The sequence below is a fragment of the Shinella sumterensis genome (genome assembly GCF_004514425.2).
Lineage (GTDB): Bacteria > Pseudomonadota > Alphaproteobacteria > Rhizobiales > Rhizobiaceae > Shinella > Shinella sumterensis.
In genome coordinates this window covers 50,035-62,324 of the sequence record NZ_MYFN02000002.1, presented here as the reverse complement: position 1 = coordinate 62,324, position 12,290 = coordinate 50,035, and the positions used below count along the sequence as shown (strand labels likewise).

Below are 12,290 nucleotides of genomic sequence, written 5' to 3'. Positions count from 1 at the left end.
CAGGCGGAACCAAGCGGACCTGCACGCGTTTCAGGCCGCCCATCCGGCGTTCCCATCCGGCGATCAAGGACAGCATGACCCGCCTTCTCTCGACCTATCGCCTCCAGTTCCGCAACGGCATGACCCTCGGCAAAGCCGTCCGGCTCGTGCCCTATCTCCATGCGCTCGGCATCAGCCACCTTTATGCATCTCCCTTGATGACGGCGGTCAGCGGCTCCACCCATGGCTATGACGCCACGCGGGTGGATGAAATCGATCCCACACTTGGCGGTATCGACGCCCTGCGGCAGCTCGCGGCCGAACTCCATGCACACGACATGGGCCTGATCCTCGACATCGTGCCGAACCACATGGCCGCAAGCCTGGAAAACCCCTGGTGGCGCAGCCTTGTCCTCTGGGGCTCGGAAAGCCCCTTCGCGCGCCACTTCGACATCGACTGGACGGAGAAACTCACCCTTCCCTTCCTCGGCAAGGACTTCGCCGAGGAATTGGCGGATGGAACGATAACGCTCGCGCTGGAGCCCGGTTGCGACGCTCTGGCGCTTCGCTATCACGATAGCTACTACCCTCTTCATCCCGATACCTACCCACATGTGCTGGACGCAGCCGACGCATTTTTCACCAGCGCCACGCCTTCCACGAACCCGCAGGGGCGAGCGATCCTTTCCGACGTTCTCGCATCCGGGTCCGCGCGCGCCGATCTTGAGGCGCAGCTGGCCACCGTCGCATCCGACCCCGCCCGCATCGCCACCGTCCACGATGCGCAGCCGTGGCGGCTGGTGAACTGGAAGACGGCGAGCGAAAACCTCAGCTACCGGCGCTTCTTCGAGATCGCCGGCCTTGCCGGCCTGCGCGTCGAGGACAACAGGGTGTTCGAGGACAGTCACCGCCTCATCCTGGACCTCGTTCGCGACGGCACGGTCGACGGTCTGCGGATCGATCATATCGACGGCCTTGCGGATCCGCGCGGTTATCTCGAGCGTCTGCGTGCGGAAGTCGGACCTGATGTCGTCATCCTGGTCGAGAAAATTCTGGAACGGCAGGAGCACCTCCCCTCCGACTGGCCGATAGCCGGCACGACAGGCTACGAATTCATCACGGCGCTGGCCGACGCCTTTGCCGACGAGAAGGAAGGCGGGCGACTGGCCGCAGCGTTCAACGCACTGAAGAGCGATGACGACCGGCATGCCTATTCGGATGAGATGTATGCCTGCAAGCGGCAGATGCTGGCCGATAATTTCCGCGGCGAAGTGCGCCGCCTCGGCAGACTTGCCAAGCGCGTGGCCGACCGCTTGAACGCCGATTTCTCGCGGAGCGCGCTGACCGAGGCGATCTGCGCGGTGATCATCGCCTTGCCGGTCTATCGCATCTATCTCGCATCCGGGCGAAGCATCGATCCACGCGATCATGACATCCTGGCAACGGCGCGGTGCGAAGCGCAGGTCCGCGCGCGCCCGGAAGTGCGCGAGGCGATCGACCTCATCTGGGAACTGCTGACCGATGAGAAGACCTGCGAAAAGATACCGGACTGCATCGAATTCCGCACTCGCTTCCAGCAATTGACCGGGCCGATCATGGCCAAGGCGCTCGAGGACACCCTGTTCTACCGCGAGAATGCCTTTATCGCCCTCAACGAGGTGGGCGGCGATCCGGGACACCCTCCGGGGGGACCGGCTGCATTCCACGCAGCGATGCAGGATCGCGCCGGGGCCTGGCCGCTCGGCCTCTCCGCAACCTCCACGCATGACACGAAACGCGGGGAAGATGCGCGCGCGCGCCTCTATACATTGAGCGAGGCGCCCGAAGAATGGGTGGCGGCGATGCAGCGCTGGCGCGCCCTCCCGCACCACGAAGGGACAGCACCCGCAGCCGATATACAATGGCTGATCCATCAGGCCCTTGCCGGTACATGGCCGATCGATGGACGCGATGACCGCGCCGCGATGGCGGCGCTGCCGGAGCGCATGAAGGCCTATGTCGAGAAGGCGCTTCGCGAGGCGAAGCGACAGACGAACTGGAGCGAGCCGGATCCCGACTATGAGGCGAGCGTCACCGGTTACGTGGAGAACCTGCTGTCGGACACGGCATTCATCAAGGACTTCACGCAGACGCTTTCGCCCTTCATCGATGCGGGACTGTCCAATGCGCTCGCCCAGACCCTGGTGAAGCTGACGGCTCCGGGCGTTCCTGATATCTATCAGGGAAGCGAACGCAGCGATTTCTCGTTGGTCGATCCGGACAACAGGACAACGCTCGCGATAGAGCCCCTGCGCATACCCTCGAAGCCCGTCCCTTCGCGAACCCATTTTGCCGACTACAAACAATGGCTGACGGCTAAGGTGCTTGGCTGCCGCATGCGGTTTGCAGAGGTCTTTCACGGCCGATACGAAGCACTCGAGCTTTCGGACGGCGGGCATCAAGCCTTGGCATTCCTGCGCGGAAACACGGAGGCCTTTGCCATCACCGTGGTTCCGCGCCTCGCTTTCGGAAAGATGAGTGCGGAAACACTGTGTCTCTCAGAGGCTGCGATCCGCGATATATCGCTTGCGATTCCGCCCGCATTCGAAGGCCGCACAGTCCGCTCGGTCCTGGATGACCGAACCTTGACACTCGGCAGCGCGCTGCCGCTTTCGGACATTCTCCGTACGGATCCGGTCGCGCTTCTGATCTCCGCGTAACATCACGCGATAGCCGGGTGCCGAGCAGGTCAGCCCTTGGCGAAGAGCTGGACGAGATCCACCGCGCCCGTCTCGGGCGAGCCGAGCTGAAGATGGCTTTCGATATGGCGCAGATGCAGCGTCATCATCCACGCCGCCTTTTCGGCATCCCGCGTGTGGAAAGACCCGACAATGGCCGCGTGGTCGTCGTCGCGACAGTTGCTGACGCCGGGCGCCCCGAAGATCCCGATGATCAGCGACGTCCGCGTCACAAGTTCCTTCATCGTGCGCAGGAGAACGGCGTTGCCGGCGATCTGCGCCATCAGGGTATGAAACTGGCCGGACAGGCGGATGGCATCATGCCGGTGCCGCTCCTTGTGGGCGACATATTCCATTTCGAGATGCCGGTTGAGCTGCGCGATATCCTCATCCGTCGCGCGCTGGACGGCGAGGCGGGCGATGTTGGGCTCCAGCGCCAGGCGCGCCTCGAACACCTCACGCGCCTGCTCGGCGGTCGGCGACGCGACGAAGGCGCCGCGATTGGCGTGCAGTTCCACGACTTCGCGGCTCGCGAGCAGAAGCAGGCTGCGGCGAATGCGCATGCGTCCGACGCCGAACGCCTCGCACAGCGCGGACTCGGAGAGCTTCGTTCCCGGGGGCAATCTCTGCTCGATCACCGCTTCGAAAATGCGATCGACGATATCGCCCTCGTCGATCTCGTCCGCTTCGACCAGGTCGTCCCTGTCTACATTCACCACCGATTTCACCTCATGCGCCTCGGGATCGCATATCTCTAAATAGGTCCGATTTGGTTCACCAACAAGCGTCCATTTCGTCAACACCGCGTCATATGATTTGTTTACACCCACTTGACAAGATTGTTAACAATACGCTCAATGTTCAGGCCAAGGCCGAGCAGGACCGCCATTTGCGGCCCGCTTGCCGATAGAAAATAATCAATGGCCCAGAGGAAGAACATCATGCACAAGCGTACATTCCTGAAATTTTCCGCCCTCGCCGCAGCGACCGTCCTGTCAATGCCGCTGATGGCCCATGCCGAAAACGCCACCTTGAAGATCGGCTTCGTCGGCGTCACCTCCGGCCCGGCTGCGGCCTGGGGTATCTCCAACCAGCGCTCCATGGAGACGCGTGCCGCCTGGCTGAACGAACTCGGCGGCGTGAAGATCGGCGACAAGACCTACAACATCCAGATCGTGCCCTTCGACGACCAGAAGGACCCGAAGCGCGCCATCGCCGGAATGGAGAAGATGGCACAGGACGGCGTGCATTATGTCGTCGGCCCGAACGTCGATGACGGCGCGGCCGCCGTTCGCCCGGTCGCCGAGCAGAACGGCATCATGTATTTCCCCTACGCCTTCCCCAAGGAACTCTTCACCGCGCCGGCATCCAATGCGATCCTCGGCATGGTGGCGAACTACCAGTCCGGCCCGGCGATCTACAAATACCTCAAGGAAAACAAAGGCGTGAAGAAGGTGGCCTTTGTCGCCGCCAACGAGTCCGATCCGCTCAGCCAGCGTGAATCCGGCATTGCAGCCGCACAGGCGCTGGACCTCGAAGTGGTGTCCGGCAATGTGACCTACCAGGTGGATACGACGGACTTCACGCCGGTCTTGCTGCCCGTCATCCAGGCTTCGCCGGACCTGCTCGTGCTCTCGGGCGTCTCTCCCGCCAACGCGCCGCAGCTCATCCGTTCCGCCCGCGAACTGGGCTATACCGGCTTCATTTCTACGGAGACGGGACAGGATGCCACGGTTCTGCAGGAAGGTGCCGGCGAGCTTGCCGAGGGCTTCATCTCGGTCGGCGGCGCATCCACGCCGGAACTCGCCAGCGATACGATGAAGGAATTCGTCGACCGCTACACCAAGATGTTCGGCGAGTACAACGACGAGTCCAATACCAAGGTCTATGCCCTCGAATACATCATCGAAACGCTGAAGGCGAACCCGGCGGCAATCGACAATGTCGAGGAATACAAGAAGACCATGGACACGTTCGAAGCCGCCAACCCCTTCATGAAGGGCGACGCTAAGCTGAAATATGTCGGCATGACCTCCTTCGGCCAAAAGCGTCAGGTTTCCGTTCCGCTCGTCGTCAACGAATTCAAGGGCGGCAAGTTCGAAACGCTGTTCGTCGGCCAGGTCGACTGATCAGAGCCCAGGCATCCCAAGAACGGGACCCGGAGCGCACGCGCAGTCCGGCCGGGTCCCACCTTGCCTGAACCTTCCATTGGAGGCTCACGATGGAACAGATAATCGCTAACGGTCTGTACCTGGGCGCGCAATACGCGCTGATCGCCCTCGGCCTGACCCTGATCTTCTCGCTGATGAACGTGCTGAACTTTGCCCATGGGCAGATGTACGTCTTCGGCGGCTTCGTCACCTATACGGTCGTGGTGCAGCTCGGCTTGCCCTTCATCGTCGGCCTCTTCGCTTCGGCCATCGTGCTGGCGATCATGGGCGCCGCCATCGAGAAATTCCTCTTCGCGCCGGTCATCCGACGTTCCAAGCGCGATGAATCGACCATGTTGCTTGCGGCCGGCATCGCCTTCTTCCTCGATGCCGTCATCCTGCTCGCCTTCGGCGAAAAGCAGCGCGGCGTGCCGAAGATCGTCAACGGCGTGTTCAACTGGGACATGCGCATCATCATGCCCTACGACCGTATCCTGATCGGCGTCCTCGCCATCCTGCTGATCGTCGTCTTCATCGGCTTCATGAACTATTCGCGCACCGGCCGCGCCATGCGTGCGCTGGCGCAGGACAAGATGGCCGCCCAGCTCATGGGCGTGAATGTCGCGCGCTATTCCATGATCGGCTTTGCGCTCGGCGCCATGCTCGCCGGCCTCGTCGGCGGTCTGCTCGTCACCATCACCGGCGTCAATCTCGGCATGGGCGGACCGACGTCCGTCAAGGCCTTCCTCATGATCATGATCGGCGGCGCCGGCGTCATTTCGGGCGCGATCGCCGGCGGCTTCATCCTCGGCATGATGGAAAGCGTGGGCCTGACCGTGCTCTCGGCCTATGGCGACATCACCTATCTCGTCATCTTCGCCACGCTGATGGTGTTCCTGGCCGTCCGCCCGCAGGGGCTGATGGGCAAGCCGTGGGGTTGAGACCATGAACGCGAAAAAACTCCTCGGCTTCGCCGCCTTCCTTCTCGCCGTCTTCGTGCTGGTGCCGCTCATCATCAAGGCGACCGGACGGTCGGATTTCTACTACACCCTCACCTCCGTCGCCCTTCTCTCCGTCGGTGCCGCCGGTGTCTGGCTGACCTTCTATATCGGCCGCATCAATATCGGCCAGGGCGCCTATGCGCTGGTGGGCGGCTATGTCTCGACCATTCTCGTCACGCAGGCCGGCGTCTCGTTCTGGCTGACATTGCCGCTGGCCGGCCTGTTCTGCGCGCTGATCTCGGTCCTGATCGGCCTGCCGATCCTGCGCCTGCGCGGCGTCTACTTCGCCATGGTGACGCTGGTGCTGACAGAAGTCGCGCGGCTCACGGCGCTTGCTCTGCCGATCACCAATGGCGCCAAGGGCATCACGTCCATTCCGCTGCCGGGCGAGTTCTCGCTCTTCGGCATCACGATCATCCCGGCCTTCGGCTCGCTCGCCAATCCGCGTTTCGGCTTCTACATCATGGCCGTCGTGCTGATGATCATCACCTATCTGGTGCTCTGGCGCATCGTGAACTCCAGGCTTGGCCACCTCTGCCGCAGCCTCCAGCAGAACGAGGAACTTTCGGCGTCCATCGGCGTCAACACGGCCTATCTTCGGGTGCTCGCCTATGCGATCTCCTCGTTCTTCGGCGGCATCGCGGGCGCCATGTTCGCCTCCATCGCCCAGTCCATCTACCCGTCGTCCTTCGTGGTCGCGGACAGCGTGAACTTCATGCTCTACTGCTTCCTCGGCGGCCTCGGTTATGTCTTCGGCCCGATGCTCGGAACGCTGCTGCTCTATTTCGGCTGGGACCTGCTGTCGATCGCCCGCGAATACCAGCTTCTCATCTATTCCGGCATCATGATCCTGCTCATGCTGGTCCTGCCGAACGGTGTCCTCAGCCTTCTCGACAAGAAGGAGGGCCGCGCATGAGCCCGATCCTGCAAATCAAGAACATCACCAAGCGCTACGGCGGCCTGACGGCGGTCAACGACGTCTCCTTCGACGTCAACAAGGGCGAGATCCTTTCGGTCATCGGCCCGAACGGCGCCGGCAAGTCGACGCTGTTCAAGCTGATCTCCTCCTTCGTGCCGGCGACATCGGGCGAGGTCATCTTCAACGGGGAGCGCATATCGAGCCTCGCCCCGCACAAGGTGGCCCGCATGGGCGTCGTGCGGACCTTCCAGGAAACGACGATCTTCCGCTCGATGACGGTGCGCGAAAACATCATCGTTTCCCACCATCTGCGTTCGAAGGCGAGCCTCCTCGGCTTCTTCCTCGGCACGAAACAGGCGAAGGAGGACGAGGACGCCTTCGCCGCCTCGGCCGACGATATCGTCGACTTCCTCGGCCTTCAGGCCATCCGCAACGAACTCGCCTCCAACCTGCCGCAGGGGCATCTGCGTGCACTCGGCATGGCCATCGGCCTTGCCACCGATCCGAAGGTCATCCTGCTGGATGAACCCTTCGCCGGCATGAACCACGACGAGACCATGAAGATGGTCGCGCTCGTGCGGCGCCTGCGCGACGAACGCGGCGTCACCGTGCTGCTCGTGGAGCACGACATGCCTGCGGTCATGAAGATCAGCGACCGGATCGTGTGCATCAATTTCGGCCAGAAGATCGCCGAAGGCACGCCCCAGGAAATCCGGGAGAACGAGCAGGTCATCGAGGCCTATCTCGGCTCCGAAGATGCGGCGATCGGGATGTAAGCCATGACGAACATATTGAGCGTTGAAAACATCGAACTCTATTACGATCACATCTATGCGCTGAAAGGCGTTTCCATCGATGTGGCCGAAGGCGAGACCGTCGCGCTGATCGGCGCGAACGGTGCGGGCAAGTCCTCGATCCTGCGGGCAATCACCGGGCTTCGGCCCCTCAAGTCCGGGCGGATCCTCTATCAGGGCGAACGGCTCGATGGCGCATCGGCGTCGGACATCGTCCGCCGGGGCATTTCCATGGTGCCGGAAGGCCGCCGCGCCTTTCCGCTGATGTCGGTGAAGGACAATCTCCTGATGGGTGCCTTTACCCGCACCGACAAGGCCGAAATCGAACAGACCCTGGAAAGCGTGCTGACGCGGTTTCCGCGGCTGCGCGAACGGTATCACCAGCAGGCCAGCACCATGTCCGGCGGCGAACAGCAGATGATGGTGATCGGTCGCGCCCTGATGGCCCGTCCCAAGCTCCTGCTTCTGGACGAACCGTCGCTCGGTATCGCCCCGAAGCTCGTGCAGGATATTGCGCGCGCAATCGTCGCGATCAGCCGCGACGAGAAGGTTTCCATCCTCCTCGTCGAGCAGAACAGCCGCATGGCGCTGTCCATCTCCAATCGCGCCTACGCGCTTTCCACCGGATCCATCGCGCTGTCAGGCAATTCCAGGGAACTGATGAACGACGACCGCATCAAGGCTGCCTACCTGGGAGGCGAACTCTGACATGAAAATTCTCGTCATCAATCCCAACACGACCGCTTCGATGACGGCGCATATCGGGAAGGCGGCGCGTGCCGCCGCCTCTCCCGGCACGCAGGTGACCGCGATCAATCCCGTCCACGGCCCCGTTTCGATCGAAGGCTATTTCGATGAGGCGATGAGCCTGGCCGGCCTGCTCGACGCGATCCGCCGCAACCCGGATTGCGATGCGGTCGTCATCGCCTGTTTCGACGACACCGGCCTCGACGCCGCCCGCTGCCTGACCGACAAGCCGGTGATCGGCATCGGCGAGGCCGCCTATCATTTCGCGTCGATGATCTCGAACAAGTTCACCGTCGTGACTACGCTGGCCCGCTCGGTGCCGGCGCTGGAACACAATCTCGCCCGCTACGGACTCGATGTGCGTTGCGCCCGCGTGCGCTCCTCGGAAGTCGCCGTGCTGGAGCTCGAACAGCCCGGCTCCAACGCCCGCCAGAAGATCAGCGCCGAGATCGGGCTGGCCATCGGCGAAGACCGCGCAGAGGCGATCGTGCTCGGCTGCGCCGGCATGGCGAGCCTCGCGGCGGATCTTGCCGCCGAACATGGGCTTCCCGTTCTCGACGGCGTGTCCTGCGCGGTGAAACTGGCCGAAGCGATGGCCGGCCTCAATATCCGCACATCCCGCCTCGGCGGTTATGCCCCGCCGCCGCCCGCCAAGCTGGCGGGTGTTTTCCCCACCGTGGCCAGCTAGGCGTCATCCCGCCACGCATCCCCGAAATCACCGAAGGCGGTCCATCCGCCATCGACCGGCAGGACGGCGCCGGTAATGCCCGACGCTGCCGGCGACGCGAGAAAGGCCACGGCCGCCGCCACTTCCTGTGCGGCGATCAACCGGCCGATCGGCGTGCGTCGGCGCAGCGTCGGCAGGTCGATGCGCCCCGCATCGGCGAGCGTGCGGACAAGCGCCGTTTCCACGAAGGCCGGCGCGACCGCATTGACCCGCACGCCCCTGCCCGCCCATTCGCAGGCCATGGCCCGTGTCATGGCGACGATGCCGGCCTTGGCGGCGCCATAGGCGTTGCGCTTCGGCAGTCCGGTGATCCCTGCGATGGAGGACAGGTTGACGATGGCGCCCGATCCTCGCGCAACCATGCCCCTGCCGACCTCGCGCGACATCAGGAAGGTGCCCGCCAGATGCACGTCGAGCACCTTGCGGAAGGCGTCGATGCCCTGCTCCAGCGTCGGCAGGTGGCTATCGCCGATGCCCGCATTGTTGACGAGAACGTCGAAGGGTGCGGCGGACGCCGCCGCAATCGCATGCGCCTCGTCGGTGATGTCGCAGGCAAGGCCCCGATGTCCCTCACCCAGCGCGAGTGCCCGCGCCGCCGCCTTCTCACCGTCGAGATCGGCGATGGTGACGCGATAGCCGGCATCCGCCAGCGCCTGGACTATGGCAAGCCCGATGCCATCGGCGCCGCCGGTGACGAGCGCGTGTTTTTCCTCACGCATAGCCGGGCCTCGGCACCAGGCCCATCAGCGTCTGCGACAGTCCCCCATCGACCACAATGTCCTGCCCGGTGACATAGGAGGCACGCGGCGAGGCGAGGAACAGGGCGACATCCGCCATGTCCTTCGGCTCGGCGATCCGCCCGAGCGGCACCATGGCCTCCCGCTTCGCCTTCACCTCCGCATCGCGATAGAAGGGTTCGGAGAGGGGCGTTCGCACGAGGCCGGGGCTGACGGTGTTGGAACGGATCCCATTCGGACCCCATTCATAGGCAAGTTGGCGCGACAGCATCAGGATCGCCGCCTTGGAGGCCGAATAGGCGCCGCTCGCCGGCTGCGGATGCGTGCCGGCAATGCTCGCCACATGGACGAGCGTGCCGCTGCCGCGCGCGATCATGCGCCTGCCGAAGGCTTGCGCGGCCGCGAGATAGCCATTGAGATTGACCGAAAGCATGGCCGACCAGTCGGCCTCGTCCACGCTTTCGAGCGGGCCCGGCCGCAGGATGCCGGCATTGTTGACGAGAATGTCGGCCCCGCCTTCCGCCTCAACCGCCTCCGCAGCGGCGGCGATCTCGTCGCCTTTGGAGAGGTCGCAGGACAGCACGAAAGCGCCGTTGCCGAGTTCGTCCGCAAGCTCCCGGATGCGCTCCTCGGTGCGGTCGAGCAGCACGACACGCACGCCCTCGGCCGCAAAGGCCCGCGTCAGAGCCTGGCCGATCCCGCCTCCCGCGCCGGTGATGACGGCGGTCTTTCCATCCAGTCCAAGCCAGCTCATGCGGCTTCCTCCCTGTTCGTCGCATCGGGCGCGATGCCCGCAAGGTAGCGGCCGGTGATCCAGCCGAAGGTCATGGCCGGGCCGAGCGTGATGCCGGCGCCGGGATAGTTGCCGCCCATGATCGACGCGCGGTCGTTGCCGACGGCGAACAGGCCGGGGATGACGGCCCCCGCGCGATCCAGCACTTCGCCGGGCACGGTGGTCTTCAGGCCATCGAAGGTGCCGAGATCGCCCATCTCCAGCTTCACCGCATAGAACGGCCCCTGTTCAACGGGCGCAACGCAGGGGTTCGGCTTGTTTTCGGGATCCGCGAGATAGCGGTTGAACGAGGTCTCGCCGCGATGGAACGCCTCGTCGCGCCCCTCCCGGGCACCGCGGTTGAAGTCGGCCACCGTCGCCTCCAACGCGGCGGGCTCGATGCCGCAGGCCTGCGCGAGCTCTGCCAGCGTGCGGCCCTTCTTGAGATAGCCGGAGCGCAGCCAGAGGGAGAGCGGCATCGGCGCGGGCTTGGCATGGCCGAGGCCGTATTTTCGGATCGTACGGTGATCGCAAATCAGCCAGGCGGCGGCCTCACCCGAGGCGATCATCGCAGCCCCCACATCGTGATAGCTCTCGCTCTCGTTGGTAAAGCGCTTGCCGTTGGAAAGCACGGCGATCATGCCCGGCTTGTAACGGTCGAGCAGATGCGGAAAGACACCCTTTCCCGGCACGCGGCTGACCGGCATCCAGGCTGCGGGTTGGGGAAATTCCGCATCGAAGGCGCCGCCCGCCGCCTCGCCAAGACGGATCCCGTCGCCGGCATTGCCCTCCGGCACCGGCGAATAATGCCCCGCCTGACCAGACCTCAGATGGGCATAGACATCGGCCCGTCGGGCGAGATCCTGCGCATAGCCGCCGCAGGCCAGCACCACGCCACGCCGGGCGATGATGGTGCCCGGTTCGGCGCCACCCACCTCCGCGCCCGTCACGCGGTCGGCCTCCTTGACGAGACGAAGAGCCGGCGTTTCCGTCAGAATCGGGATACCGAGATCGAAGCAGCTCTTGGCAAGCCGGGCGGCGAGCGCATTGCCGCTCGTGACCTGCACACCACGCCCATAGCGCGCCACCTCGCCCGCATGGGCGGCAAGCCGCTTCAGCACATAGGTGAACGACGTCAGCGATTTCGTGGCATTGAAGAAGTGCTTGATGTCCGCATTGGACGAATTGAACATCATGCCCATGAAGGTGATGGTCGAGAGCGGTGGGCGCAGGCGCTTCAGGTTGTCACCAAGCGCGCTCGTGTCGAAGGCTTCTGCAAGCACGGAGCGCCCGACATCCGCGCCGCCATCCACCGTCGGATGGTAATCCGGGTAGAGCGTCGGCACGAATTTGACTGTGGTCTGCCTCTCAAACCAGTCGAGCATCTTCGGCCCGGCATCGAGGAAGGCATCGACGGCGTCCTCATCGAACCAGTTTCCCGTCTCCGCCTTCATGTAGCGGCGTGCGGCCTCGCGTGTGTCGGCGGGATTGTTGACCTTGCCGTGGCGATTGCCGGGTATCCAGAGAACGCCACCGGAGAAAGCGGTGGTTCCGCCGAACACCGGCTCCTTCTCGATGACGATGACGGAGAGACCATGTTTCTTCGCGACGATGGCCGTGGCGAGACCGCCGGCACCCGAGCCTATGACCAGCACGTCGCAGACGCGCCCCCTCTCCTCAAGCCGCTCCATCGGTTCCTCCCTGTCATGAATGGCAGGACATCTTGCTACGCTGCGGCCCGGGCCGA

11 protein-coding genes are annotated in these 12,290 nt (G+C 63.9%); 7 read left to right on the top strand and 4 right to left on the bottom strand.

Going from position 1 to position 12,290, the window contains the following annotated elements; genetic code table 11:
- Positions 1-74 precede the first annotated feature (74 nt).
- A complete protein-coding gene (gene treY / locus B5M41_RS04100; protein WP_134646183.1) occupies positions 75-2,678 on the top strand; it encodes a malto-oligosyltrehalose synthase in 2,604 nt (867 codons plus the stop codon).
- Between the two features lie 29 nt (positions 2,679-2,707).
- On the opposite strand, the gene B5M41_RS04095 is transcribed toward treY, so the two are convergent.
- Positions 2,708-3,412 (bottom strand): GntR family transcriptional regulator, encoded by a 705-nt coding sequence (locus tag B5M41_RS04095; RefSeq protein WP_209020837.1) that lies wholly within the window; start codon positions 3,410-3,412, stop codon positions 2,708-2,710.
- Positions 3,413-3,637: 225 nt separating this feature from the next.
- On the opposite strand from B5M41_RS04095, the gene B5M41_RS04090 reads away from it, so the two are divergent.
- The 6 genes from B5M41_RS04090 (at position 3,638) to B5M41_RS04065 (ending at position 8,995) form a co-directional block, all read left to right on the top strand.
- Positions 3,638-4,825, top strand: coding sequence for an ABC transporter substrate-binding protein (locus B5M41_RS04090; RefSeq protein WP_230639989.1), 1,188 nt, complete (start codon positions 3,638-3,640; stop codon positions 4,823-4,825).
- 92 nt (positions 4,826-4,917) lie between these two features.
- Positions 4,918-5,787, top strand: coding sequence for a branched-chain amino acid ABC transporter permease (locus B5M41_RS04085; RefSeq protein WP_134646187.1), 870 nt, complete (start codon positions 4,918-4,920; stop codon positions 5,785-5,787).
- A 4-nt stretch (positions 5,788-5,791) separates the two neighbouring features.
- A complete protein-coding gene (locus B5M41_RS04080; protein WP_134646189.1) occupies positions 5,792-6,763 on the top strand; it encodes a branched-chain amino acid ABC transporter permease in 972 nt (323 codons plus the stop codon).
- Positions 6,760-7,542 carry an ABC transporter ATP-binding protein gene (locus tag B5M41_RS04075; RefSeq protein WP_134646191.1) on the top strand — a complete coding sequence of 261 codons (783 nt, stop codon included), beginning with the start codon at positions 6,760-6,762 and terminating at the stop codon, positions 7,540-7,542. The genes B5M41_RS04080 and B5M41_RS04075 overlap by 4 nt, the downstream gene beginning before the upstream one ends.
- 3 nt (positions 7,543-7,545) lie before the next feature.
- Positions 7,546-8,268, top strand: coding sequence for an ABC transporter ATP-binding protein (locus B5M41_RS04070; RefSeq protein ID WP_134646193.1), 723 nt, complete (start codon positions 7,546-7,548; stop codon positions 8,266-8,268).
- A gap of 1 nt (position 8,269) precedes the next feature.
- Positions 8,270-8,995: an aspartate/glutamate racemase family protein gene (locus B5M41_RS04065; RefSeq protein WP_134646195.1), complete on the top strand. Its 726-nt coding sequence runs from the start codon at positions 8,270-8,272 to the stop codon at positions 8,993-8,995.
- Here the strand turns inward: B5M41_RS04065 and B5M41_RS04060 are convergent.
- The 3 genes from B5M41_RS04060 to B5M41_RS04050 are packed head-to-tail and all read right to left on the bottom strand — an operon-like array spanning position 8,992 to position 12,234.
- Positions 8,992-9,753: an SDR family NAD(P)-dependent oxidoreductase gene (locus B5M41_RS04060; protein WP_134646197.1), complete on the bottom strand. Its 762-nt coding sequence runs from the start codon at positions 9,751-9,753 to the stop codon at positions 8,992-8,994. The two genes, B5M41_RS04065 and B5M41_RS04060, sit on opposite strands and share 4 nt — an antisense overlap.
- Positions 9,746-10,525 (bottom strand): SDR family NAD(P)-dependent oxidoreductase, encoded by a 780-nt coding sequence (locus B5M41_RS04055; RefSeq protein ID WP_134646199.1) that lies wholly within the window; start codon positions 10,523-10,525, stop codon positions 9,746-9,748. Before B5M41_RS04055 ends, B5M41_RS04060 begins: the two co-directional genes overlap by 8 nt.
- On the bottom strand, positions 10,522-12,234 hold the full coding sequence (locus tag B5M41_RS04050) for an FAD-dependent oxidoreductase (protein WP_134646201.1): 1,713 nt from the start codon (positions 12,232-12,234) through the stop codon (positions 10,522-10,524). Before B5M41_RS04050 ends, B5M41_RS04055 begins: the two co-directional genes overlap by 4 nt.
- Between the last annotated feature and the right edge of the window lie 56 nt (positions 12,235-12,290).

What these genes read in the sequence shown, in the direction of transcription:
- B5M41_RS04055 (WP_134646199.1), bottom strand. Translation starts at nt 10,525, where the DNA reads ATGAGCTGGCTTGGACTGGATGGAAAGACCGCCGTCATCACCGGCGCG.
- B5M41_RS04075 (WP_134646191.1), top strand. Translation starts at nt 6,760, where the DNA reads ATGAGCCCGATCCTGCAAATCAAGAACATCACCAAGCGCTACGGCGGC.
- B5M41_RS04080 (WP_134646189.1), top strand. Translation starts at nt 5,792, where the DNA reads ATGAACGCGAAAAAACTCCTCGGCTTCGCCGCCTTCCTTCTCGCCGTC.
- B5M41_RS04065 (WP_134646195.1), top strand. Translation starts at nt 8,270, where the DNA reads ATGAAAATTCTCGTCATCAATCCCAACACGACCGCTTCGATGACGGCG.
- B5M41_RS04050 (WP_134646201.1), bottom strand. Translation starts at nt 12,234, where the DNA reads ATGGAGCGGCTTGAGGAGAGGGGGCGCGTCTGCGACGTGCTGGTCATA.
- treY (WP_134646183.1), top strand. Translation starts at nt 75, where the DNA reads ATGACCCGCCTTCTCTCGACCTATCGCCTCCAGTTCCGCAACGGCATG.
- B5M41_RS04070 (WP_134646193.1), top strand. Translation starts at nt 7,546, where the DNA reads ATGACGAACATATTGAGCGTTGAAAACATCGAACTCTATTACGATCAC.
- B5M41_RS04060 (WP_134646197.1), bottom strand. Translation starts at nt 9,753, where the DNA reads ATGCGTGAGGAAAAACACGCGCTCGTCACCGGCGGCGCCGATGGCATC.
- B5M41_RS04090 (WP_230639989.1), top strand. Translation starts at nt 3,638, where the DNA reads ATGCACAAGCGTACATTCCTGAAATTTTCCGCCCTCGCCGCAGCGACC.
- B5M41_RS04085 (WP_134646187.1), top strand. Translation starts at nt 4,918, where the DNA reads ATGGAACAGATAATCGCTAACGGTCTGTACCTGGGCGCGCAATACGCG.